Source organism: Helicobacter bilis, from assembly GCF_001999985.1.
In the GTDB taxonomy this organism is placed as follows: Bacteria; Campylobacterota; Campylobacteria; order Campylobacterales; family Helicobacteraceae; genus Helicobacter_A; species Helicobacter_A rappini.
This window is the reverse complement of record NZ_CP019645.1, coordinates 1,491,777-1,517,328: the sequence shown is the minus strand read 5'-3', so window position 1 is coordinate 1,517,328 and position 25,552 is coordinate 1,491,777. Positions and strand designations below refer to the sequence as shown.

At 35.5% G+C, this 25,552-nt stretch carries 22 protein-coding genes; 4 read left to right on the top strand and 18 right to left on the bottom strand.

What is annotated here, in order from left to right; all coding sequences use genetic code 11:
* Window positions 1-11: 11 nt before the first annotated feature.
* On the bottom strand, window positions 12-1,085 hold the full coding sequence (locus tag XJ32_RS07110) for a bifunctional chorismate mutase/prephenate dehydratase (protein ID WP_155761541.1): 1,074 nt from the start codon (window positions 1,083-1,085) through the stop codon (window positions 12-14).
* Window positions 1,086-1,286: 201 nt separating this feature from the next.
* A complete protein-coding gene (locus XJ32_RS07105) occupies window positions 1,287-2,705 on the bottom strand; it encodes a phosphomannomutase/phosphoglucomutase (RefSeq protein WP_077388820.1) in 1,419 nt (472 codons plus the stop codon).
* A 381-nt stretch (window positions 2,706-3,086) separates the two neighbouring features.
* Between XJ32_RS07105 and argF the strand changes: the two genes are divergently transcribed.
* Both argF and XJ32_RS07095 read left to right on the top strand, forming a co-directional pair.
* Window positions 3,087-4,067: an ornithine carbamoyltransferase gene (gene argF / locus XJ32_RS07100; RefSeq protein ID WP_077388819.1), complete on the top strand. Its 981-nt coding sequence runs from the start codon at window positions 3,087-3,089 to the stop codon at window positions 4,065-4,067.
* Window positions 4,031-4,474 (top strand): DUF2603 domain-containing protein, encoded by a 444-nt coding sequence (locus XJ32_RS07095; protein WP_077388818.1) that lies wholly within the window; start codon window positions 4,031-4,033, stop codon window positions 4,472-4,474. Before argF ends, XJ32_RS07095 begins: the two co-directional genes overlap by 37 nt.
* 430 nt (window positions 4,475-4,904) lie before the next feature.
* On the opposite strand, the gene XJ32_RS07090 is transcribed toward XJ32_RS07095, so the two are convergent.
* The 6 genes from XJ32_RS07090 to XJ32_RS07065 form a co-directional block, all read right to left on the bottom strand.
* Window positions 4,905-6,332: a DNA recombination protein RmuC gene (locus XJ32_RS07090; RefSeq protein WP_077388817.1), complete on the bottom strand. Its 1,428-nt coding sequence runs from the start codon at window positions 6,330-6,332 to the stop codon at window positions 4,905-4,907.
* Window positions 6,333-6,360: 28 nt separating this feature from the next.
* A complete protein-coding gene (gene truD, locus XJ32_RS07085) occupies window positions 6,361-7,827 on the bottom strand; it encodes a tRNA pseudouridine(13) synthase TruD (protein WP_077388816.1) in 1,467 nt (488 codons plus the stop codon).
* Between the two features lie 76 nt (window positions 7,828-7,903).
* Window positions 7,904-8,836, bottom strand: coding sequence for a hypothetical protein (locus XJ32_RS07080; RefSeq protein ID WP_254422305.1), 933 nt, complete (start codon window positions 8,834-8,836; stop codon window positions 7,904-7,906).
* 12 nt (window positions 8,837-8,848) lie between these two features.
* Entirely contained in the window at window positions 8,849-9,067 is a 219-nt protein-coding gene (locus XJ32_RS07075; RefSeq protein WP_077388814.1) for a hypothetical protein, read from the bottom strand.
* A gap of 300 nt (window positions 9,068-9,367) precedes the next feature.
* The gene (locus XJ32_RS07070; protein ID WP_077388813.1) at window positions 9,368-9,796 is read right to left on the bottom strand and encodes a thiamine-phosphate pyrophosphorylase; all 429 of its coding nucleotides are present in this window, start codon (window positions 9,794-9,796) and stop codon (window positions 9,368-9,370) included.
* Window positions 9,797-10,046: 250 nt separating this feature from the next.
* Window positions 10,047-10,988 (bottom strand): aldo/keto reductase, encoded by a 942-nt coding sequence (locus XJ32_RS07065; RefSeq protein WP_077388812.1) that lies wholly within the window; start codon window positions 10,986-10,988, stop codon window positions 10,047-10,049.
* Between the two features lie 154 nt (window positions 10,989-11,142).
* Between XJ32_RS07065 and tgt the strand changes: the two genes are divergently transcribed.
* Complete coding sequence (gene tgt / locus XJ32_RS07060; protein WP_077388811.1) at window positions 11,143-12,267, top strand: tRNA guanosine(34) transglycosylase Tgt; 1,125 nt, start codon at window positions 11,143-11,145, stop codon at window positions 12,265-12,267.
* A gap of 121 nt (window positions 12,268-12,388) precedes the next feature.
* Here the strand turns inward: tgt and XJ32_RS07055 are convergent, their stop codons facing one another.
* Genes XJ32_RS07055 through pheS form a run of 3 tightly spaced genes read right to left on the bottom strand, consistent with a single transcriptional unit; the run spans window position 12,389 to window position 16,466 of the window.
* The gene (locus tag XJ32_RS07055) at window positions 12,389-13,009 is read right to left on the bottom strand and encodes an AMIN domain-containing protein (RefSeq protein ID WP_005217413.1); all 621 of its coding nucleotides are present in this window, start codon (window positions 13,007-13,009) and stop codon (window positions 12,389-12,391) included.
* A gap of 56 nt (window positions 13,010-13,065) precedes the next feature.
* Window positions 13,066-15,453 carry a phenylalanine--tRNA ligase subunit beta gene (pheT, locus tag XJ32_RS07050; RefSeq protein WP_077388810.1) on the bottom strand — a complete coding sequence of 796 codons (2,388 nt, stop codon included), beginning with the start codon at window positions 15,451-15,453 and terminating at the stop codon, window positions 13,066-13,068.
* Window positions 15,453-16,466 carry a phenylalanine--tRNA ligase subunit alpha gene (gene pheS, locus XJ32_RS07045; protein WP_020995386.1) on the bottom strand — a complete coding sequence of 338 codons (1,014 nt, stop codon included), beginning with the start codon at window positions 16,464-16,466 and terminating at the stop codon, window positions 15,453-15,455. The genes pheT and pheS overlap by 1 nt, the downstream gene beginning before the upstream one ends.
* A gap of 162 nt (window positions 16,467-16,628) precedes the next feature.
* On the opposite strand from pheS, the gene XJ32_RS07040 reads away from it, so the two are divergent.
* Complete coding sequence (locus XJ32_RS07040) at window positions 16,629-16,967, top strand: histidine triad nucleotide-binding protein (protein ID WP_020995385.1); 339 nt, start codon at window positions 16,629-16,631, stop codon at window positions 16,965-16,967.
* Between the two features lie 431 nt (window positions 16,968-17,398).
* Here the strand turns inward: XJ32_RS07040 and XJ32_RS07035 are convergent, their stop codons facing one another.
* The 7 genes from XJ32_RS07035 to XJ32_RS07000 form a co-directional block, all read right to left on the bottom strand.
* Window positions 17,399-18,673: a hypothetical protein gene (locus XJ32_RS07035; RefSeq protein ID WP_077388809.1), complete on the bottom strand. Its 1,275-nt coding sequence runs from the start codon at window positions 18,671-18,673 to the stop codon at window positions 17,399-17,401.
* An 887-nt stretch (window positions 18,674-19,560) separates the two neighbouring features.
* Window positions 19,561-19,962 carry a hypothetical protein gene (locus XJ32_RS07030; RefSeq protein ID WP_077388808.1) on the bottom strand — a complete coding sequence of 134 codons (402 nt, stop codon included), beginning with the start codon at window positions 19,960-19,962 and terminating at the stop codon, window positions 19,561-19,563.
* A 619-nt stretch (window positions 19,963-20,581) separates the two neighbouring features.
* A complete protein-coding gene (locus XJ32_RS07020) occupies window positions 20,582-21,394 on the bottom strand; it encodes a hypothetical protein (protein WP_077388806.1) in 813 nt (270 codons plus the stop codon).
* Between the two features lie 79 nt (window positions 21,395-21,473).
* On the bottom strand, window positions 21,474-22,571 hold the full coding sequence (locus XJ32_RS07015) for a DUF2972 domain-containing protein (RefSeq protein ID WP_155761473.1): 1,098 nt from the start codon (window positions 22,569-22,571) through the stop codon (window positions 21,474-21,476).
* Between the two features lie 127 nt (window positions 22,572-22,698).
* Entirely contained in the window at window positions 22,699-23,109 is a 411-nt protein-coding gene (locus XJ32_RS07010; protein ID WP_077388804.1) for a hypothetical protein, read from the bottom strand.
* Between the two features lie 89 nt (window positions 23,110-23,198).
* Complete coding sequence (gene lpxD, locus XJ32_RS07005) at window positions 23,199-24,188, bottom strand: UDP-3-O-(3-hydroxymyristoyl)glucosamine N-acyltransferase (RefSeq protein ID WP_077388803.1); 990 nt, start codon at window positions 24,186-24,188, stop codon at window positions 23,199-23,201.
* 149 nt (window positions 24,189-24,337) lie between these two features.
* On the bottom strand, window positions 24,338-25,492 hold the full coding sequence (locus XJ32_RS07000) for a hypothetical protein (protein WP_077388802.1): 1,155 nt from the start codon (window positions 25,490-25,492) through the stop codon (window positions 24,338-24,340).
* Window positions 25,493-25,552 lie beyond the last annotated feature (60 nt).

Below are 25,552 nucleotides of genomic sequence, written 5' to 3'. Positions count from 1 at the left end.
TTATACTTTTTTTACACAAACGCAGGGTAGCTGCCAAGCCATTTTATCTCATCGCCTCTTTTATCAAACAACCTCTTTACACTCTCATCATCTTTATGTCCGTAAAAATCCATATAGAATCCAGAGTGAAACGCCCCATCACTCTGTATCGGTCTAGAATCTATCTTAGTAATATTAATCGATTCGTCTTTAAAGTCTTGCAAAAGACCAAATAATGCCCCAGCTTTTCCAAAGTCTTTCATACTTACAAAAATAGAAGTTTTATCATTCTGTCCCTTTTCGTTTGTAAAGTCGCTGATGATTACAAATCTCGTTTGATTTGTGCAATGATTCTCAATATTTGCAAACATAATGGGGAGATTATATAGCTTTGTAGCGATTTCAGAACAGATTGCCGCACTACCACTCTCACTACTTGCAAGTTTTGCTCCAAACGCTGTGGAACTCACAGAAATATGCTCGATTTCATGCAGTTGATAGCTTTGCAAAAAGTTGCTACACTGCCCAAATGCAATGTCTTTAGAATAGATTTTCTTTATATCATTAATGTGTTTTTCCTTTGTCGCAAAGCTATGATGTATCGGCAGGATAATCTCGTTTATAATCTTAAAATTATGCTTTGCTAGATTGTCGATTGTCTCGCCTACCATGCCATTTGTGTTGTTTTCAAGCGGGATTACCCCATATTTTGCATTGCCCCTTTGCAATGCTTCAAACACCGCACTAATGGTTGTTAGCGGTAAATACGCACTTAAGGGACCAAAGCGATTTTCAGCGGCTTGATGCGTGTAGCTGCCAATAGGTCCTAGGAAAGCTATCTTTTGAGGCGTCTCAATATTTCTAGCAATGGCAAATATCTCATAAAAAATGGCTTCAATGATTGATTTATTGAGATTTTTTAGCCCTTTTTCCTTTGTGATTGATAAAAGATTCTGTATGATCGCTCTCTCTCTATCGGGGCGATAAATACTTGCGTTGTTTTTAACCTTTAAATGCCCAATTTGCTGCACGAAAGTTAATCTCTTATCTAAAAGCTGTATGATCTCTTTGTCAATAGAATCAATATTTTGTCTTAATGTTTGCAAGTCTTTTTCTATGCTTTGTTGTGTATGGGTTGTGGAATCTAGATTCTGTATTTTTTGTCCCGTATTAGAATCTAAGTGATTGTAATCTTGTGCTACTTTAGAATCAAAGCTAGTTTCTGTATTACTTACTGAAAAGTCCTTGCTTTTAGATTCTATATCTTTTTTTAAGGGTTGCTTCATCTTGCATTCCTTTTATTTACATCATTGCTTGATTAAGCTTAAAAGTGCTTGTTTATAGAGCGATAACTTCTCTTCTGTATAGGCTTCAAAACGCGTAACAAGTGTGGGTGTCGTATTACTTGCACGCACAAGCCCCCAGCCATCTTTAAATACAACTCTCACGCCATCAATGCTAATAATCTCTACAATCTCAGGAAAATCTGCTGAAAAGTCTGTATTTTTGCCCTCTTTTTGCGCCTTTAGAATCTCTTGCAATCTAGTCTGCAAACTCGCTATAATGTGAAACTTCTGTGCTTCATCTGTTTTTATTTTCTCTTCTTGTGTGCTATAAGTTTTTGGCAGGGATTTTATGCTTTCTTCTAATGTCTCAATGGGCGTTTTTAGATTCTCATGAGTTTGCTTCTCTTTATAGATTAGCTCTAGAATCCTTAAAGCCGCATATATCGCATCATCATAGCCAAAATACCTATCATTAAAGAATATATGCCCACTCATCTCACATGCAAGCTGTGCGTTTAACTCTTTTAGCTTGACTTTAAGGTTGCTATGTCCTGTTTTATACATCACGCTTTTGCCAATAGCATTAATGCAATCATACATGACTTGAGAGCATTTGACCTCGCCTATTATCGTTGGATTTGTAATAGTCTTTGCAATGTCTCGTGCGAAAAGTATAGCCAACTCATCGCCTTTAAAGTTGTGATTCTGTGAGATTAGGGCTACTCTATCAGCATCACCATCAAATGCGATACCAATATGAGCATTATGCGTTTTTAGGGCATTTTGTATATCCACTAGATTATGCTCTTCGCTTGGGTCTGGATGATGATTTGGGAAAGTGCCATCTGGCTCAAAGTATAAGGGGATAGCCCTCAATCCTAGATTTTCTATAATCTTTGTCAAAGCAATGCCCGCCACGCCATTACCGCAGTCAAATATAATAGTCTCTTTTAAATCCTTTAATATCGCAAACTCTTTTGTCATGTAATCTATGTAAGATTCTAAAACATTAAGCTTTACTGAATCTTTTTGTGTGATATGTGGCACATTGGCACTTGCCATTTTTCTGCCAAGTGTTTGAATCTGTTCTCCATAAAATGGGGCTTTATTGATTGTGATTTTAAAGCCATTGTATTGCGGTGGATTATGCGAGCCTGTAATCATAATCGAGCTTTTAATTTCTGTGCTAAAAGTGCAGTAATACGCAACAGGCGTGGGAATCATACCGAGATTAAAGACCTCTAATCCACTTGCTTGTAGTCCATAGCTAAGCCATTCAAAGAGAGTAGGACTATGTGTCCTTGCATCATATCCAATGGCGACTTTATTATCATGCTTTTTAATCTCTTCTCCAAGTAAATAGCCAATTTTTACGACCACTTCTTTTGTTAAATCAACTTCAAAAATACCTCGAATATCATATTCACGAAAAATCGACATACATTCCCCTTAAAACTCAAATAAAACATATTGTAGCATAAAGCTTTATAGCTACGAAAAATGGGGATAAATTTTGTGTTAATGCGAATTTTGAGTTGGTTTAATAATGTAAAATTATTTTGCATATTAGGATTTTCTGTATGAACTCATAGGATACAAAAATATAATTGATGTCGCAATTTCGACTTATTTTTGTCAAATTTTAGTCGTCTTAACACTAAGCATTGATGACAAGAATAAAACTTTATACTTGCTTTGGCAAAAAAATAGAATCCAACATAAATCTGACAAGAAAGCCTTGAAATTCTCTATAAAAAGCTATTTTTCTAGCGTTTTATTGTAATATTACACTTTTACTTTATTGCGATATGAAGGATAAACATGCGACATTTTCTAACTATCAATGATTTTACAAAGCATGAGATTCTAGAAATGCTTGCACTTGCGATAAAAATTAAAACTGAATATACAAATGGCATTGCGACACCATACTTAAAAGGCAAAACCCTTGCAATGATTTTTGAGAAAAGCTCTACTCGCACTCGTGTGAGCTTTCAAGTGGGGATCTATCAGCTAGGTGGCTTTGGAATCTCTTTGTCAAATAATGAATTACAGCTTGGCAGAGGGGAAATCGTCCGCGATAGCTCGGCTGTGATTAGCTCTATGGTGGATATGATTATGGTGAGAACACACATGCACGAGAGGCTAGAAGAGTTTGCTAGGTTTTCAAGTGTGCCTGTGATTAATGGGCTTAGCGATGTGTTTCACCCTATGCAGCTTTTAGCAGATTATCTCACTATGATTGAATGCGGTATATTTGTGCCAGATTCTATACTGCATGAAGTGGGAGCAAAAAATAGTATCGCAAAGCCCATTGTAGCCTATATTGGCGATGGGAATAATATGGCAAACTCATGGCTTATGCTTGCTTCCAAGCTTGGCTTTGAGATACGACTTGCCTGTCCTAAGAAGTATATGCCTAGCAAGGATATTGTAGAAATCGCAGAGAAAAACGCACAAGAGAGTGGTGCAAAAATAGTCATCACTGATGATATTTTTAGTGTTGCAAAAGACGCACATGTTATCACAACAGATACTTGGGTGTCAATGGGGCAAGAGAACGAAAAAGAGACGCGTATGTGGGACTTTAAAGATTATAAGGTAGATTCTAAAATCATGTCTTTGGCACATGAAAATGCGATTTTCTTGCATTGTCTGCCTGCATATCGTGGATTAGAGGTAAGTGAAGAAGTAATTGATGGGAAACAAAGCAAGATTATTGAAGAAGCACACAACAGACTTCACGCACAAAAAGGAGTAATGGTATGGCTAAACGAACAAAATACGACAAGAAAAAGCTAGTAGAAAGCCTGCAAACTCTGAGTAATGTAGCCTATATGGCAAAGCTAGATGATGCTAGATGGCTGCTTGAGTTTGTAGAGGGGGATTTTAATGAAAATGAAGCGTGGTTTCTAAAGACCACAGAAGGAAAGGAATTTGTCGCCCTGCCACAATTTGCCCTGCAGAATCTTTTAGGACATGTTCAACAGCATAATGAAGAGAAGTTTTTAATGCTTTTACGATATGAGATAAGAGAGCTTATGCCAATTGATTTAGAAGATACAATGGCAGTAGCCCTGCATGAGTTTCATTCCTACAAGCAATCAAATGGAAATATTCAAGATATTGATGCAAAGGCATTTGCAAAGAATATTAAGTTGGCACACCCAAATCTTTTCTTACGACTGGATAGTATATTTAAGTTGTAAGGGTATTTTTATTGTTTTTGCCATACTCCTTACGAGTGTATAAACAAAATTACATATAGATCTTTTATTGTTAATGTGAATTGTATGTCAATAATCTTATACCTTATTCTAAGAAATTGAATAGCGTATCATCTCGAGATAGCTGAAAGCAAGTTTTATGTATTTGGTTTCTACACTCTCAAATACACAAAAAAATAAGCACAGCATAACCTTGGGATGTTTGAAGTTCGGAATTTACTTAGTTTGCGTGAATAGAAATGCACCTAAAAACTCCTTATACTCATGCGTTTGATACTGAATTTTTGGGTTCAATTCCTTTTTATTTATATGGAACTAAGAATTCTTTATAGAAAGATTGTTTCATAAACTTAAACCCCAAGCGCCATACTCTCGCATGCTTATGTGTGTAAAAAAGAGATAAGAAGCTAAACTACAATGCGATTTTTTCATCGTCTGTGGTTTCTGGCATAGTGTCATTTTGTATATGTTCTTCTTCTTTGTTAATATGTGATTCTAATGCTTTATTGTTTTTTGGGCTTGTTTGTGGTTTTGTATCCGTTGTGATTTGGGACATGTAGTTGTCTAGATTCTTGATATAACTGCCAAGTGAGCCGCGACCTCTTATCTGAATCTCGGCTTTTTCATACGCATTTTGGGCAGTTTCTAAAGCACGGCTAATTTTTTCCATACTCTCTGTAAAGCCATCAAATTTTTTAATAAGTTTTACGCATTCTTGCAGAATCTTTGTGATATTTTTATCCTTTGCTTCATTACTCCAAATATGATGGATAAGCCGCAAAATCACCATAAGAGTCGTTGGGGCAGCAAGGATAATGCCCTTATTATAAGAATCTAAAAATAGCTGCATATCATGCTGTAAAATCGCACTATACGCCCCTTCTAATGGCATAAACATAATCACAAAATCAAGCTGTCCCCCTTCAATGCAATGCTGATATTGCTTGAGTGAAAGGCTTTTTATATGATTTTTCACACTCTCGATATGTGCGTTTAGGTGCATTTCTTTAGAATCTGTCGCATTGAAAAATCTCTCATACGCACTCAAACTCACTTTAGAATCCACAACTACAAAGCGATTATTCGGCAAATGTATCACAACATCAGGTCTCAAAATCTCTTTTGCTTCATTCTTCACAAATACCTGCGTATAGTATTCCCTATCCTTTTGCAAACCGCTAGATTCAAGCAATCGCTCTAAAATCACCTCGCCCCATTGCCCTTGCAGTTTAGAATCTCCACGCATTGCGTTTGCTAGATTGGTCGCATCGGCTGATATTTTAAGGCTTGCTTCTTTTAGGTGCTTAATCTCGGTATTCAAGGCAATGTGTCGCTCTTGATTGTCCTTTGTGTGCTGTGCTATCTCTGTTTTAAATCGTATAATCTCATCGCAAAGCGGCTTTAAGCTATCGGTTTGCTTTTCTTGGAATTGGCGATTTTTCTCTTCTAATAACTGCTCGCTTATTTCATAGAATCTTTGTGTCATTAATGCGGTGTGTTTTTCTTGGTTAGTTTGTAGTAGCTCTTGCATGAGTTCTTGCTTTTGTGTGTATTGGGCTTTTAGGGCGTTTTCCCTCTCTTGTAAGGCATTTGTTAGATTTAGCGTGTGTTCTTTTTTAAGTGATTCTAATTGTGTTAGATATTCGCTTTTTGTGGCTGTTAATGTGTGTTGTAAGTCTTGTATTTTTTCTTCATAATGTTTATTTGTAAGCAAAATGGCTTGTTCGTTTAATGCTTCTTTTATGCGTAAATCTTTCAGCTTCTTTCTGTATGAAAAAAGCATGATAAATAAGCAAATAATGGCACAAATATAAGGTATATGTATATATAGAGATTGCATATTTTTCCTTTATTGAATATTTTTTACATTAAAATTCTCGCACATCGCCATTTTTGATATAGGATAAAAAGCTTGTGGCATACGCACCGCTTGGGAGTGTAAAAGCGATTTCTACTTGTGCTTTTTCTGCGTTGTATTTGATAGATAAGTCGCTTGGATATACCCACGCATATCGCCTCGCTCCATTTGCCATAATGGGATAGGCAAAGTTTTTTTCTATTCTACATGCGTCTTGCTTTGCTAGTCTTACTCTATTTTGAGTGTTTTTAGATTCTAGGTTTTGTGTTGTGTGAGACTTTAGATTTTTTTTAGATTCTGAAATCTTGTCATTTTGAGCCGTAGGCGAAAAATCTATTCTAGATTCTAAAGTGTTAGATGCTTTGCTACGCTCAACATGATAATTCTTAGATTCTATATTCTGCTTAAAATCCACGCTATTTAGATTAATTTCTCGAATCTTATTCTGCCCTTTAAACTCACAATCGCATTCAAACAAATGAGATTCTAGAATCTTTTTGCAATCCATACCGCTTAATAGCCCTGTGATACTAATATCCCCATTCTTTAATCTCTCTGTATCATTTAATATAGTCTTAGCATAATTTATCTCTTGTATGTCATTTAACCTTTTATCTCCAAAGTAGAAAAATTTCCCATGTGGATAGTGCATACACACATCGCCTATGAGTGGTGTGAGTGGCAGGGCTTGTGAGTGCAAAATCTCAAAAATCTCTCTATCCATAGTGATATTATACATGCTAGAGAGTGCTTGTATAGAATCTTTAAGACTGAAACTTTGCATGATATTGCTTATCTTTAGTCGCTCTTCAAGCCATAGATTAAAGCATACGCTTTGCAGACTTGATATAAGCAGTTGCTCTAATGGATTTTGTTTATTTGGGGGCTTTTTAATCTGTAATGCCTGCATATAGTTATCCCCAAAATTACCAAATCTTTGATAGCCAAAAAAGTTTGGAAAGCCCTGCTTTTGTGCTAGAAGTGCTTCTTCTTTTAGCCGCTCAAAGCTTTGCGGGGTAACCTTTTTTAAGCGGATAAAAAACTTATTGCCTTGTAAATGTCCTATTTTTATTTTATTCCCATGCAGATAAGATTCTAGAATCTTTATTTGATCTATCTTGTGTAGATTATTTTCATAGGCTTTAAATGCTTTATTTGGGACTGAAATGTGCTGATAAGTAAGGGCGTGTTTATCCTTTAATCCAGCATAGCCGATATCCCTTTCTTTGATATGTAGGGCTTGTGCGATAAGCTTCACACACTCTAGTGTGCTTATATTCTTTTTTCTCACTTTTAAGATTCTATGCTCTCCAGTATTACTAAAAGGATAGAGTGGAATCTCTTCTACGATAAAATCTCTCTCATTATGTGAAAATACAAATGGGATCTTAGGATAAGATTTACCATAGAATCTTTTTTGTGTGGCGTATTGCTCTAAGAGTGTTAGTATCTCATCATTTGGCTTTGTATCGCTCATCAATTCTCGTCCTTACGAAATATTAAGATACAATTAAAGCATAAAATCGCTAATAACTTAGCCCTGCATTATAAATCTAATACACAAACTCATAATCTTTTAATGCTTGTTGTGGTGGAAGCAAAACTTTACCAAAATTAAGCGATACGCCAACCATAAAGTTTGATGCGGGCAAGTCTATATCATTTGCTTTAAGCATATAGTAACGCAAAAGTGGTGCGATACTCAAACTTCTAAATAGCTTTGCATCAATGCGAGTTTCAAGCAAAAGTTGATAATCAGGCGAGATTCTAGAATCTTTCGCATTGAAAATATACTTTTTATAGTTCATCGTATAAGTCCATTTCACATTCTTATTTAAGCTATACTCTAGCGATACACCCACTTCTAAACCTGCACCATTTAGCTTTGTCATGGGATTAAAATCATATTCGCCAAAGAAGTCAAAATAAAGATTTTTCACATATCTACCATCAAAGAGCTTTGCCCCTGCCATGTAGTTTATGATATGTCTGCGACCTATACTTGGCGTTGGATTAAACTCTGTTTGATAGGAAGCCCGCACATAAGGACCCATCTCAAATATCTCAAAACCCCAGTCAAAGTCCCACATTCTTTGCGTATAGTCTGTTGAAAATACCATTTTATCAAGGTTTTTGTTGGTAACAATGCTTTTGTTTGTCTGCGTGATTTGTGTAAAGCCATATTCTGCATAGGCGGTGTTAAAGACTACAAATCGTGGGGCATAGAAATTGCCATTTAGAGTAAAAAAGAATTGCAATGCAAGTTGGGAGTTACCCTTTAAGTTACTATCAGAAAAGCTTGTGTAGAGCTTTTGATTGCTAAGAGAGCTTTGTGTGAAGTTTAAGGCAATGCGGTTTAGATCCACCTCCCAGCCTACTTTATCTTCATTAATATCTGCTTTTGCTTGAATGAAAGGTAGAAGCGGTGCGGCTTGCATAGAGCAAGTAAGCATGAAAAATAAGGCAATAAGAAACTTTTGTCGCACAAAGATTTCCATTTAAGCATTATTCTCAATAGAATCTAGCGTAATCTTAGTATTATCCATGAATTCTACGCCATCTCCATGCTCCAAAATAATATCTGCAATGCTTTGCGTGATAATATCTTGCAAATATTGCTGTTTGCATTCTATATTTATTAGCACTTCATGGTAAGTCTGCTGTGCCTGTGGATTCTGTGTAGATTTTATAGTGGAATCTTGCATAGTGTTATTCATAATTGCCTTTCTATATTAAACTCGTTTGATTTAGATTCTAAAAGATTTATTTGTATTATAATAAAAAGGCGTATTATATCATTCTTTTTGTAATATGCATGAGATTTAGATAGCTAGAATTGCATTCATTTTATTGTTGTGTATCGTGTCATGGAATCTTGTTGTAATATTACATAGCGCAATGATTGTTATTTGAGATTCTAAGCGTTTATTAAGTCATCAAGGCATATCAACTTGGTTAAAAAGATTTAAATATGATATTGCTAGGCTTTAGAGTTTGTGTTGCTTTTTATTTTATTTTTATTTGCAAACATTATCCACGATTTTATTTGCAATGACATGCAAATTATACGCTTCATAACGCAAAGATTTAAAAGTTTGACTTTTGCCAAACTTTTGACATTCTTTTAGCTTTAGACACTCTTCAAGCACTCTTGCGCTTTCGCAGATTCTATGAAAGTTTGCATGAAGTATTGCTACTAAATCTAGCCTTTCAATCTCTGTGTCAATGCTGCCTTTTGCAATATCGCATTCAACATCGCGTGCTTGTAACAGCAAATCTGTATGCTGTAAAATAGCTTTATGTCGCATTTGCTTTAGCGTATAGGTTATTTCCTTGTTGTCATATACATAGCGAAATATATCCTCTACTACGCGAATGCCCTCTTGCAATCTATTGAGATTTGCATCTAATATACGCAATATTGTATGAGTTTTATCTGTATTCATAAAAGATCTTTAATTATAGAATGAAAAAGCAAGTGAATGTAAGGCTAAAAAATGAAGTCCGCTTGATCTAGATCCTTGTCATTTTGGATATTAAAAAATCGCTTATAGAACTCTATGATAGACTTCTGCCTTGCTTAACATGCAATTGTTACAGAATCTAGATTGCCGCTTTGAACTTGAGTGTAGGGGGAGGGGGGATCATATGTAGACCCTTGTTCACCCTACACATAACGAACATTAGGCATTATCTCTATTTCATTTTCTCATGCACACGAGATATAGCTTTCATATCTCTTGCATCAAGTTTAAAGTTAAAAATATCAGCATATTCTTTTGCTTGTTCTACGCTACTTGCTGGTGGTAATGTGATAAAGCCACTTTGCAAACTCCAACGCAAAGCAACTTGAGCACCTGTTTTATTATGTTTTTGTGCTACTTTTTGCAAGATTGGATCATACACAGAACCTTCAAAGTCCCCAAGTGCTGTTGTCGTGCTTACAGCAATTTTTCTATTTTGGAATCTCTCTACCAATACTTTATTTGCATGATTTAGTGTAAATGGGCTAATATTGAGCTGACTCACCATAGGCTTAATCTCGCATGATTCCATAAACTCATCAAATTGTTCTGCTTTAAGGTTTGCAATGCCGATGGATCGCACTCTCTTTTGCTTGTATAGATTCTCAACCGCACGCCACACTTCTCTTGTAATCTCTAGCCATGAAGCCCTACCTTTTGCCTCTGCAACCTCAACAATGACTAGGTCAAGATAATCTGTCTTCATCTTTGCAAGTCCCTCGTTGAAAGCATCTAGCACTTCACTTTCTGTTGAAATGCCCTTTGGCAATTGCAATGATAAAAATACATCTTGTCGTGGAAGCTGACTAAGCACATATCCATCTCCAGCCTCACTTGTCGCACCATGTGCTTCTATGTATTTGAAACCAGCTCTTAAAGCCTCTAATATAACTTGTCCGCCTTCTTTTGTGCCACCTAAAGCATGTGCACATGAGTCAATCCCATAGCGTGGAATCTCTACGCCATTAGATAACTTTTGTGTGCTAAAAAAACCTTGTATATCAACACGGGGTGCAGCAAACGCTACATTCAATAGGCTTTGTCCAAGTAGCATTGCACCACCAGCTATACCTGCGATTTTTACAAATTCTCGTCTTGTCATTGTGTTTTGCATATATTCTCCTTTACTTTCGGTAAGCCAAAATTATACAACATAACCTATGTATTTGCAAGGATTTTACAAGCTTTTACTCAAAAGATTCTCATTTTTTTATTAGAATCTCACTTTTATAAATCCACAAATATTTAGGAATCACAAGGGGGATTTTATGCAGTTTCAAATCCAAGCAAAAGTTGGCAAGGCAAGGGCATGCAGCTTTACTCTAGCACATGGCGATGTAGAAACGCCCATTTTCATGCCTGTTGGCACACAAGGCGTGATTAAGGGGCTAAACTCTCTTGATATTAAAAATATCTTGCAAACAAATCTCATTCTTGCAAACACCTATCATCTCTATCTTAGACCGGGCATAGAGACACTAAAAAAGGCGGGCGGGATACATAATTTTGCAAATTTTCATGGTAATTATTTGACCGATAGCGGTGGATTCCAAGCGTTTAGTTTGGGCGAAAATGTTAGACATGATGATTGCGGTATCGCTTTTAAATCACATATTGATGGAAGCAAGCATTTTTTTACCCCTGAAAAAGTGCTTGATATAGAATATGCGATAAACTCTGATATTATGATGATTTTAGATGATCTCGTAGGCTTACCAGCGACAAAAGAGCGACTTCTAGATTCTGTAAAACGCACGACAAAATGGGCAAAACAAAGCATTCAATATCACAATATGCAGAAAGAAAGACATGATTTAAAAAATAAAATCTTTGCAATTATGCAAGGTGGCACAGACTATGAAATGCGTAAAAGAAGTGCAGCAGAGCTTACAGAACTTGGCTTTGATGGCTATGCAATAGGTGGCTTAGCCGTTGGTGAGAGCAGTCAAGAAATGTATGAATGCCTTGATTATGCGTGTGATTTTTTACCAGAGACAAAGCCTCGTTATCTCATGGGGGTTGGCACACCTGAGAATCTTTTGGAGGGCATTGATAGAGGGGTGGATATGTTTGATTGTGTTATGCCTACGCGTAATGCTAGAAATGCGAGTATTTTTACAAATCAAGGCAGACTAAATATTAAAAAAGCATGTTATAAGAATGATTTCACACCGCTTGATTCTAAGTGTCATTGCCTTACTTGTTTAAATTTTACACGGGCGTATTTACATCATTTATTCCGTGCAAATGAGATTACTTATCACAGCCTTGCAAGTATCCATAACCTGCATTTTTACATTACGCTTTTAAAAGATTCACGACAAGCAATAATGAATCAAACATGGCAGGAATTTAAAAAACAAAAATTAAGTGATTTTGGGCAGGTGGATTAGAAACTAGACTATTTTTCGTGCTTTTTATGTGGTATCTCAACACTATTGGTATTGCATTAAGCAGTAAAATTAAAATTAAGTTTTATTCTAAACACAATTATTTAAAGTAAAACATAGGACATTATCTTAGCTGTATCGTATGTGTATTATTCTTAGCGCTTTTCAATGTGTATTGATAGATACCATCGAGTTCTATGCTTACGCGGTAAAGATTGCTTTTTGCATTTACGCCAACTTTTGCATAATACTTTTCACCTGTGCCGATATTGCCATCATAGGCTGCACCTTTATCGCGGCTAAAATCTACTACAATAGTCGTAGGATTTGCAAGTAAAAAGTGTCGTAAGATTCTATGCTTTGGTGAGCTTATCACAAAGGTTTTGCCTTCCATGTAAAACTCAAAATCATTCAAGCTAAAATATCGTTTAGAAATATTTCTTATAGCCTCTTGCTGTGTGATTTTAATGGGATAATGCCAATCGATTGTTTTATCTACTTTTAGCTGTTTGCTCTCAGTCGTGCCATCAAGATTTTGAAAAGTGAGTGTAACACTTTTTAGCTCCCTTGCATTACTTGGAAGCTGCACGCTTTCTGTCGTTAAATGTTTTTTGCCTTTATTATTTTGTTGTGCTTGAAAATCCCTTTGATTTGCATTAATCATAAATGGATTTTGACTAGCATACAAAATCATACAAGAAAACACACTTATCCCAAAAATAGCAATAATTTTAGCAAATTTCATTCATATTCCTTTTTGACTTTATAGTCAATGTAGCAAAAAAAATTCCATGCCTAATTTTAAAGCTTTAGTTTCGCATGGAATCTTTGCTCTAATATTTCTAGAATCTTTTGCAAACTCTCTTGCATTTGAGATTCTGTAAGTGTGTCGTGCATAGATTGAAAGATGAAGCGAATACTTAAGGCTATATTATCATCATTTTCATGATATATATCAAGTGGTAAAATCTCTTTTATATCGTGCAATGATGCCTTTTCAAGCTCTGATTTTATCGCACTAAAGCTTACATTTTTATCAAGTAAAAGCGTTAAATCTCTCTTATTTGCCTGATATTTTGAAAACTCTTTTGCAAGTTTATCATCTTGTTGTTGTGCGAGTAGTAAGGCAAAATCGATTTCACAAAAATAGACATTTCCTAAATCATACATTTCTGCAATATTTGGGTGTAATTTTGACATTACGCCGATAATCACACCATTTTGTAGCATATTTGCACTTTGATATGGGTGGATAAGCCTTGATTTTTGAAACTTGCTTGCTGTATTAATACACTCAAAATTACCGATAATCTCACTCACATTTTGTGCGAAGTTAAAAAAGTCAAGCCCTATTCCCTTAGGGTTTGGATAGCTTGGCGTTTTTAGATAATCACTCATTGCAAAGGCAAGATTCTGCTTTGCATTTCTATCTTTATCATACACATATCCAATCTCAAAAAGTCGTATGCCCTCATATCCATAGCGTTTATTTTTCGATAGACTTTCTAAAATATGCGGGATAAGTGAGGGTCGCAATGTATCAAGCTCACTTGTAATAGGATTTAAAAGCTTTTTATCTTCACTTAAAGGCTCAAAACCTAAACTCTCTAGCTTTTTAGAATCATCAAATACATAATGCACGCATTCAATGTAGCCATGTGCTAGTGCTTTTGTGCGTAGCTTCTTTGTCTTTTGGTGCGTGATGTAGGCTTGTGTGGTTTGTGGTATTTGCTCTATAATATGCTTTTTTGGGTGTATATTATCAACACCATATAGACGCAATATCTCTTCAACAATATCTTGCTTACTTTTAATATCATTTCTAAAAGCTGGGGGCTGGGCGATGAAGAAATTCTCATCACAAGTGGCTTGGATTCTAAAATTTAATCGCTTGAGTAAAAGGGCTATTTCTTCTTTTTCTATTGTGTTTCCAATGCAGTCTGAAATGTATTCAAAAGTCATTTGTATATTTGTTGGCGGATAAGCTCTAAGTATTTCTTGCACACCGGAATAAAGATTTGAATTAAGAGATTCTAAACTTTTACACATAAAATTCATACCTAATTCTAAATCTGGATTACTACCCCTAACAGAGCGGTGTAATACTTCATGTGTTAGCTTTGTTTTATCCATACCATAGGTATTATTAGCAATTAATACGGAATCTATAAAGCTTGCTTCTAATATGAAAGTTCGTGGATAATCATGCTTTTCTACTTCATAGAAAGTCGCACCAATACTTGTAAGTTTAGTATGTCTTGTAGTCTCGTTTTCATGAAATTCTGCATAGACAGATTCCAAGCCATTTTCATCTGCTTTTATTAAAAGCTTTGCTTCTTTCCCATTATTTGAGACATTATTAGAATCCATAGGATATACATTAAATAGCACACCTGTCATATAGGTCGCATATTCAGCAAAGTTACTCATAGGACACTGCTTATATCTGCCATTTAGTCCAAGCGTTAGGGCAATGGCAAGTGGTGTATAACCTTCTTTTATCTCAATGATTCTATATAAAAGTGAGGAATGCAAATCTCCATGCGGCACAACCTGTAAGAATCTGCCTACACCAAGTGCTATGCTTGGCTCATTTGCGACAATATTTTTAGGAATGAGATTAAACACACTTGCAATATCTCTTGCTACACCTAGCACAGATAGACAATCCCCCCTATTTGGTGTAATGCCTAACTCTAGCACACTTTGATGAAATATTGAGTAAGTATAAAGCTCCTTGCCTAGCACAAGCTCACCAATGCTAGAATCAAGCTCTAAGATTCCATCATTTAATTTTGGCAATCCAAGCTCTGTGCTAGAACAAAGCATACCAAAGCTCTCAACGCCCCTTATCTCACTCTTTGTAATAGTCGTGCTACCATCTTTACCAAAAGGAAGGACTGAATCTATAAGTGCTAAAGCTACATACTGCCCTGCATACACATTCTTCGCACCGCATACAATCTGTAATACTTCAGTGCCAATATCCACTTCACATACACTCAATTTATCAGCATTTGGGTGCTGTATCCTTTTCAATACCTTTGCTACGACAACATTTTGCGGGATTGTAGTCTCATATTCTCTCTCAACTTCTAAGCCTATGCTGCTTAACACTCGCACAAGCTCTTTCCAATCGATTCCACCTAATTGAATAAAATGGCTTAAACTCTCACTTGTAACTATCATTAAAACTGCTCCAAGATTCTCAAATCTGTTTCATAAAAACTGCGTAAATCATTAATCCCCCATTTCAGCATAGCAAGCCGCTCAATCCCCATGCCAAAGGCATAACCACTCACATCTTCATAGCCTACCGCACGAAATACATTGTGATTTACCACACCACAACCAAGTATCTCTAAAAAGCCTGTATGCGAACATACCCTGCAACCCTCCCCTTTACAAAACATGCAACTCACATCGACTTCCGCACTAGGCTCTGTGAAAGGAAAGAAAGATGAGCGAAATCTCACTTTCACATCACTCCCAAAGATATGCTTTACAAAATCTTCTAAAATATATCTTAAATGCGCAAAGCTTATATGATCCCCCTTTTCTACCACTAAACCTTCACATTGATGAAACATAGGCGAATGCGTCATATCATAATCTCGCCTAAAAGTAGCCCCTGTGCATATCATGCGAATTGGTGGCTTATTGGATTCCATTGTGCGTATTTGCGTAGGCGAAGTGTGTGTCCTTAAAAGCATAGAATCTTTAAAATAGAATGTATCTTGCATATCCCTTGCGGGGTGATATTTTGGCAGGTTTAATGCTTCAAAGTTATGAAAATCATCTTCTATAAAAGGACCATCTTGCAGGGAAAAATTTAATCCCACAAAATAATCAATGATAATATCACGCATTTGATATACAGGGTGTCCATTACTTGCAAAGTTAGCTTTTTTAAAGAGGCTTGTATCAATCTTTTCACTTTTTAGTTTTTGTTCTAAATCTTTTAGACTAATCTCTTCTTTTTTAATATGAAAGATGTTTTCAAACTCTTTTTTAAGCGTGTTTAATTCTGCTGCTACTTCTTTTTTCTCAATGCCTTGAAGTGTGCCAAGCTTACTGAATGCTTGTGTAATATAGCCTTTTTTACCACTCATTTCAATGCGTAAAGATTCTAGAATCTCTTTATTATCTGCTTGTGTTATTTTTGCAAGCGTGTCTTTTATACATTGTTTTAATTCCAACATGCAAAGCCCTTAGTGTTTCTTTGGTTTTTATCTTGTAATATTTTCTGTGAAAGTTTTATTCTATCTAAAGAAAATGGATTTTTGCTACAAAGTATGTATTTTTTGCTAGAATGATACATTCAAAATACAACTATGGCAAATAAAACTAGAAAAGGATATAGCATGGCAGAAAAAGGCATTTTTGAAAAAATCGTTGATAGAGAACTCCCTGCAAATATTGTGCTAGAAGATGATGAGTTTATGGCATTTCATGATATTGCCCCAAAAGCCCCGATACATGTGCTTATTATCCCAAAAAAATGGGTAAAAGATTTTAATGGCGTTACACCGAATCTTATGGGAAATATGAGTGCATTTATCCTGCGTGTAGTAGATACTCTTGGTGTGCGTGAAAGTGGCTATCGATTAATAACTAATATCGGGAGTGATGGCGGACAAGAGGTCCCGCACCTGCATTTTCACCTACTTGCAAAACGCAAACTAGAACCACATTTTGGGTGAGTTATGCAGGCTTGCTTCTAGAAACAAGGTATGAGATTGCATGGGGATGTCCTTGCGCAATTTTTTAGGTCATGAAACTTTTTATGCAGAAAAAGCACAAGTTTGAGTAACGCCAAAGTGCAAAAATCAGCACCATCAAAAAGAGTATCAAATCCAGCGTTTGTTATGCTAAGTAGATAAAACATAGCGAGCACTAGATTCTAAAAAAAAGATATTTTTGTCTTCTCAAGGACTTAATATGACAAATTGGAATTTTTATTATACAAGCTTATTGCAGCTTGTATAAGCAAGATGCATGATTTTATACAATGTGCCCTAAAAAGTTCCCAATGGTGTGGTTAAACATCGAGATTCCAAAAAAATATACCCACTAAAATCCATAGCCAACCCAACAATAGATGGTTGGCAGCATAAAATGCTTATATCATATCTTAATATGAAAGCTTGGCAAATGCCATCAATCCATGGTTGGCAGCACCAGCACCATGTGCGAATACATAGCCACCGCCAACATCAAATCCTAAGAATGAACCCTCATCGCTGTTTCTATTTTGTCTATATGCTTTCCATAAACCAACAGCACTAATCTCTGTATAAGTCCCACCACCAGCTAAAACTTGCGCTTCAAAAAGTCGGTGATTCATTTTACCAAATAGATACAAGGTCCAAGTGCCGCCTTGACCTATACCAGCACCATTGAGAAACTTACCATAGAATCTTGTCCTGTCATTAAGTGAGAAAACCTTGCCTTGCTCGTTTGCTAAAACCGCTCTTGCACCACCACCAAAGCTAATAGAATAGATTTCATATTGTTTGCCTGCCTTGTTTGTGCCATAGCGGACATATTTTACCTCTTCATCTGCATATATAAAACCTAAGAAATTGTCGGCTGCAGTGTTATTGTTTGCCATGTCGCCATATTGAAACATGAGATTCGCACTTGTGATTGAATGCCAATTTGGATTAAATTTATATGTATATTTCGCAGAAGCTCCAATCTGAAAAACAGGATTAAAGCCCATTTTTGTCGTGCCATTTGGTGCTTTTGTGTTGATTAATAGGTAAGGTGATAAAAAGATTCCTTTTTTACTATAATCTGCACCAAATAAGAACACTTCACCACCAATCTTTGCCTTACCACTATCAAAATATGGATTCAGCATAGCAAGATCAGAGCCTATCCTACCGGGTAAATAGCCATTGTCAAGAAATGAGTTAATATAATGCGCCCAAACTTTATACGCGGAAGTGTTGCCACTAGGATTCCACTGCACACTTACACCCTGCAGATGTCCATTTACAAACGCACTGCTACGCACGATTGTTGAGCCTGTATCTATATTATATCGACCAGCCACAACCTTTAATCCATTGTTTTTATACACCATGTAAATATCTGCGACATCACCATTTGAAGTATAAGGCAAAAGATTGTTATCTATGGGGAAAATGCTTAACACATTCCAAATGCCAGCCGCACCCATACCTACATTCCAATTTTCATTTAAACCAAAATCAGCTTTTACATAAGCATTTAAGCCAAGATTATTGAAATTACTTGAGCCATTTTTTGGCGCACTGTATCCAAAGAAACCAGCACTAAGCCTACCATGCGTCGTTAAATCTATCTTGCTTGCCATTAGCCCTTGTGCTGCACCAAGCGATATTGCACATGTTAGCAGTCCTTTTTTCATCATGTTATTCATGTCTTTCTCCTTACTTTCAAATATCAAATCTTACGCTTTAAGCGATTTAAATGTAGCACATAATATCTAAAAATTATGCAAGTCGTAATTCTACACTATTTTTTGCAGTTTGTATAGAAAAATTACCGATAGTATCCATCTTACATCTCCGTAAGACACTAGAGATTGATTACTTTAAAAGAGATAAGATTCAATTCAAAGTTCACAAAATAAGGTATAGAATGCTTATATGTGTGTGTCAAAATTTGCGTGATGAATGTGTCTTTGTGTATCTTTTTGTCTGCGGCAAAAATATTAAAAAGTAAGACAGAATTCAAAGAACTTAAAAGATGTAAGATTTCTGTCTTTGTGTGAATTAACTCTCTTAAAATTTGTTTTGCTTTATTGCCCCCTGGAGCATACCTGTTTATTTGATAGGTCGCAAATTAGCCGATATTTCATTGAAATAAGGTTTAGATAAGCTAAAAAAACTAGTGTTTGCTTTCTTTATGTGCCTTTGCTTCTACTATGAGTTTTGTATAGCAGATTCCCAACTATGATAATGTTCTGCATAGTTTGTGCCAACTTCTTTTATGGGTTTAATGTTTAATTTCTATTCTATATCCTTTCTTGCCGTTTCCTTTAGGGTTAAAGCCATATCGGGTTTATCCCTTGAGCCAGCTATATCGTTTAAAAGCTTGTAAATTCCATACCATGAAAACTATTTTCAAGCGTTTTTTAAGTTGGTAAGTCCTTTATCAAGATTGAAAAAGCTCTTGCAGCATTTCATTATTGTTATTAAGCAGTTCTTGCTGTCTTTGGCATCTTGCACATACAAAGCCCTTTAGAGTTCCATCTGCCTATTCTTCAAAAAATAGTTTTGGCTTTATTCAAAGCTTCTTCTGCTTTTATCTTTCTTTCTTCATGGTATGTAATATATTTTTACTTGCTTTTTTATACTCCTTTTGCAAATATTCATTTGGCCCTGTTAATACTCCTTTCAGTTCATCTAACATCTTGCTATCTTTTAAAGGTGCTAGGCTACCCAATGCACCATATGATTTATTCTCTAAAGAATTTTTAAATTTCTCTAATAATCCATTAAAAGAATTTGCCATTTCGTGTAAATCATAAAGATTAATCAATTTCCATTTCCCATTATAAATACTAGAAACAAGCTTAAGATTTTTCTTAAAATAACTCCTAATGAAGACAAAATGGCATGCAACAAACTTTTGTTCTGTTAAGGTAGGGGGGGGGGGGTAAGGCTTTAATTTTTTTATTTGTTCCTTTTCTCTATTGTCAGCCATTGAATTGATATATAATGTTGGCTATCTTCTAACGCATCATGTTCTATCACATATTGAAAAATATTATCTACTAACTCTTTTTTTCTTTGTGTTGTTTGTGCGTCATAAGGGCTATTGTCTTTGTTGAATGGCGTTTCTATTTTTTTGTGGTTTGTGATGTAGATTCTATTGTCTCATGCTTTTGCATTACCTTTCCATGATGTGCGAAAAACATCATATAAAAGTTCTTTTTCAAATGCATTAAAAAACCTTGAATTGAGCCTAGCAACAATGTCAAAGATTTTAGCTTGATTTTCTCCTACATTTTTTATAATGGCTTGTTGATATATTTGTAGGCCTATGTCTTTAAATTCGTTAACATGCTCCAGTACTCATAATGCTTTATATTCCCATCTTCATGCAAAGTTTTAAGCACTTGTATTGTTTGATTCTCCTTTGTTTTTGCCTTGATTGCTTCTAAAACTTTATGGTGATTATGCCTCCCTTGAGAAAATATATCCTTGTCGAATTCTCTTGCTTCTTTAATCTTGTTTAATTGCACCCCCCCCCCCCATTAAGCACATAATAATTAAACTCTTTTAGTAAGCGTTATGAATAAACTCTTGCTGTTTTGTACCTACTATTTGCGTTTTTCCGATCTTGATGTAGTGGCTTTAGTTTCCACATCTTTACTTATTTCCTGTTTTGTGGTAGGATTCTGTTGTTTGGGGGCTGGAGTTTCCATAATTCTTTGAATTGCGCCCGCCTGCTGTCTAAGAACTCCTATAATGTCAGTGCCTTTTACAATATTATCCGCACTCTCTATTTCATTTGCTAAGTAATCCATATCTCTTGTTTTTAAATGTGTTATAAATTTTTTATCATTTTCTTTTGTTACAAGTAAGTAGAAAAATGGGTCTTTATTGCTGTGTAAATCTATAAACTTTTTGAGATATTTATCTTTGGAATCCTTTGTGTATTGGATATGTGGATTTTGCATTGTAGAATCTAATAAATGAAATAATCCAAGTCTAGCCTTACTATCATGTCGTGTATTTAAATGTTGCATGAGATTATCCATATTGTCAAATCTCCGCAATACATTTTCTATCTGTGATTGAGTGAGTTGCTTTGGTGTTGGTTCTGCTTGAATATTTTCAAGTCGATTAATAATATTTGATTTCATAAGTTTAGAATCTAGCACATTACTAAACCTATCTACTTCATTTGCTTTATTTTCACTAGGTTTATTGTATGCTAGTAGCTTTATCTCTTGTGTAGTATTTTTAAGCTCTTGCATAGAATCTAAAAAGTCATTAGTCTTAGCATTAATATCTCTTAAATGTGCTTTTAGGTTAGCATTAGCTTTATATGGCAGTGCTTTTATCTCATTACTTAAAGGTTTAAAGTCTAATTGTGCTAAAGGCTTATTTAATGCTTTTGTAGCACTCATAAACTCTTTATAGAGATTATGAAATATAAAGTTTTTATAGCAAAGACAATGAAATCTTGTCGTCCCACATCAATCACCCTCACATATCCCCCTCCTCTATACACATCCTTTCAAACTCTTGGTAGTATTTCCATGAGGCGACAATATCTGGTCTATGTGCTTTTATATGGATAAGTTCTCTATCTAGCATAGCCTTAAAATTCTTTCGTAAATCCCTATCACCTCTAAAGATTTCCAACACATCATTTTCATGTTTTTTATTTCGTTGTATATAGTCAGTTCGCTTTTTAAGTTCATCTAGGAATCTAAGCATATAGGCTTTAACTTTATCCAATGTTTCTTTGTCATCTTGCAAGGCTTTTAAATCATCTTCACTCATACTAAAAGCGACTTGGTCTAGTAATGGGTGGGGTGTGTCAAATATGGTGTTATCAACGATAAGTAAGGATGTATCTCTACAATAATAACGCATTGTAATGTGTAGTGTCATTTTTACTTCTGTTTGCGAGATAATATTGCAAACAAGTGGAAGGATATATCTAAAAACCCCCATTTTTATTTCACTATAAAGCTCCCTATCCGATTCCATGGGTAATGAAAAACCAAATTGTTTGGCAAGTTGTGTCATAGTGTCAAATGCCTTTTCTGGCATAATTTCTTGCATGTCAAGGTAGGTTATATTTGCATTTTTTGGTAATACTGCAATATTTGAATAATATGCGAAAGAGCATAGTTCCATAACATATTCCAAAAAACTATTATAGATGAAAGGGTGGTTGGCAACCATTTTTCCCGCTTCTGTGTAAAATCTAATATTATCTACAACTTGATATGGATCATCTTTTATACTAAATTCCACCGCACTATCATCATCTCCAGTTTTAAACCAACCATGATTGATTGCATGCTTGATCCGTGATATGGGGTCCCTAACATTTATTAAAATTTGGTCGCTATTGTTTAGAACATAAAGCACTTTTTGTAAGTTTTTTTCTTCTCTTCGCCATAAATGATTTATACACAAATAAGAATAAACACCTTTTATTTTCCTAAAAATATCGTTGTGCGTGTTTTCAACAACACCAACATGCGACAAAAAATCAGTTAATGCGGCTCCACCTGATAAACCATAACGAATAAAAACAAATGCGTATGACACTTTAGGAGGTAAACGCAACTCTAATGCAATTCTAGGATCTATTGTAGAGCAATCTATGCTTTCTGGTTGCAATAAAGGTGGATAAAATTGATAATTGTCTTTATACGCCGGATTAATTTCTAAACTGCTGGATTTATTATCACGCTTAGCTTGAACGCAATGGGGGGGGGGGGGGGGTAAATTCGTCTGTTCTAGAATCTTTCTGTGGAGACATCATAGTCGCACCTATTGTATTTTTTCTAAGATTTTCTAAATTCTCAATGCTACCATATTGACTTCTAAATGTATCAGATTCTAACCATTCAATATGTTTTTTGAGATTTTTCATAAAAAATAATGGACTAATAACAATTATATTTCTATAATTTTCTTCAAAATGCTTGTATGCCAATTTGAAAGTTTTGCATTGAGAGCTGCTTAAAACAAGTCTTGGGCGTTGCAACACCAAGTTGGCAATAGAAGTAGCAATGGAAGTATTGTCTATTGCATTCCATAAAAATGCAATTACACCTTTTTCTTTTATAAACTTTATTCGTTTAGATTCTCTTAAACCCATGATAACTCCAAATAAAACGGTTACGGTTACTGTATCGTAGAAACTCAAAAAAGCGTTTCGTTATATTAAAGTAAAACGCAAAATTAATGTTACTTTTCAGTCTTATTATTCTCTTTTAGCATGCGTCTAAGACTTACATAAAACTTCATCCATTCATCAAGCTGCATAATAGGATGACCGCCCCACTTGCTTTTGGGTGGTAAGTTTTTGGATACCGCTCCTCTGCCTGCAACTTGCACGAAGTCCCCGATATGCACATGTCCGCCTGTGCCAACTTGCCCGCCTAACACAACATTTCGTCCTGTTGTAGTAGATCCCGCCAAGCCTACTTGTGCTACAAGCAGAGAATGCTCTCCTACAATAGAGTTATGTGCGATAACACAACTATGTCCAACTTTACTACCTTTTTTAACGCGAGTTTCACCAAAAACTGCTCTATCTATAACATTGCTTGCACCGATTTCTACATCATCTTCAATAATTGTGCGTCCATTATGCTCGATTTTTATGTGTTCGCCAAGTGCATTTTGCGCGTATCCAAAGCCATCGCTACCAATGACACTATTAGCATGGATAAGCACTCTATCGCCTATCACACTTTCACGATAAATCACAACATTTGGATAAATCTTGCAATTTGCCCCAATACTCACATTATCAGCGATCACAACGCCGGGCATAATCATGGTATTTGCCCCGATAGTTACATTTTTACCTAGCACGACATTTGCTGCGATAGATGCACTTGTGTCGATTTTAGAATCTGCATGCGGTCTTGCTATAAAATCGCCTTTTGCAAAAAGCTGTGAAAGCAGGGCAAATGCTAAATGTGGGTTATCAACGATAAGAGGCTGTATATGGTTTGGCACTTTGTCTTTTATAGATTCTCTAATTAGCACCGCTCCAGCCTTAGAATCTTGTAAGCCCTGAATGTATTGGTCTTGTTGTATATAACTTACTTGATTTTTAGTGGCAGATTCTAATGGGGCTAACCCTTCTAGTATAAAATCATTTGTAATTTCATTTTTCAATACCGCATTGCTACCAAAAGCCTTATTAATTGCTTCACTTAGTGTCATAAGATTCCCTTAATTATGTCTATATTGTCGTGTGGAGATTATGCTTAGTTTTAAATATCTATAAAAGTTTAATAAAGATCACTAAAGCATGGCGTTTAATCCATGCCCTATTTACAAAAGATAGGTTACTTTGTAATGAGTAACTACTTTTAGTTATGTTGCTTAAAGCGAGCAGCTCCAACTTCGATTCTATATCTATTAAACACATCGCCATTAAATAGATTGAGAGTTTGCCCTGCTTGTTCTTTATCTAATTTATAAAATCTATTTGTATCTTGTGTAATTTTATCATAAGCACGACCTAGATTAAAGCCTTTATTTGTGCGATTTGTCAGCGTGATATACACGGTTTTGATATTAGAATCAAGCATAGCAGAATCTCTTAGCGTTACAAAAAGTTTGTTGAGACTTTCTTTTGTGCGTTCATCAATCGCGTCATTGCCCCACACATAGCCCATCGCATTGCCATATATATAACCTACACCAGAATTATAAAGTGTATGTGCGAGTTGATTATATCTTTTATTTGCATAATCTGAAGCTTCACTAGAATCATCAATCATATCAGCAAAAATATGCTCATAGATTCTTTGTGGTAACTGCGGCTTTGTGATAGCAATATCCACGCCATAAAGATTCACATCAATACTGCTTAATATATCTTTAAAACTATCCATTCTTTCAGCTAGTTGCTTTTTATCTTTTGTGTTTGCTGCTTCTCTTAACATTTTATCCCAAAACGCTGTGCTTTTTTGCAATAAAGACATAGAATCTACATTAGCAAATAGAGATGAATCAGCTTTTGCTCTCAAGCGAATATTGAGTTTATATGAGTCGCTATCTATCGTGCAAACAAGCTGTTCATTCACTTGCTTTTTATCATTGTGGATTTGAGTGAAATCAGAGCATTGAAAAGACTTTGGCGCAAATGGCTTTAAGTCATGGTTATTAGGCACTTCAATCTTTCCGCTTACTCTCTCAATCACGCGTGAATCTTTATAATCAAGCGTGTATCTATAATCACGCAATACAAAGCCATTTGTATTACCAATCTCATAGCGGTCAGTCTTACATATCGCAGTCCTATCGCCACCTTCACACTCAAACTTATTGGCATGATCGAACATGCTTGAGATAGACACTCTCATATAATCATCAGCTTTACCACCAGCATACGCAGACGAAGCTAATAACCCACCCAGTGTAAAAGCACACACCATAGCTTTCATACCGCCATTTACAAGAGTGCGACTATCAGTATTTTTACCTTTTAAACCGCTTTTAAAACCTTTAAACTTCAACATACTTTTCCTTTTTTACAAGATTGTAGAATACTATCTTAAATTGTATAAAAATTCAACTTA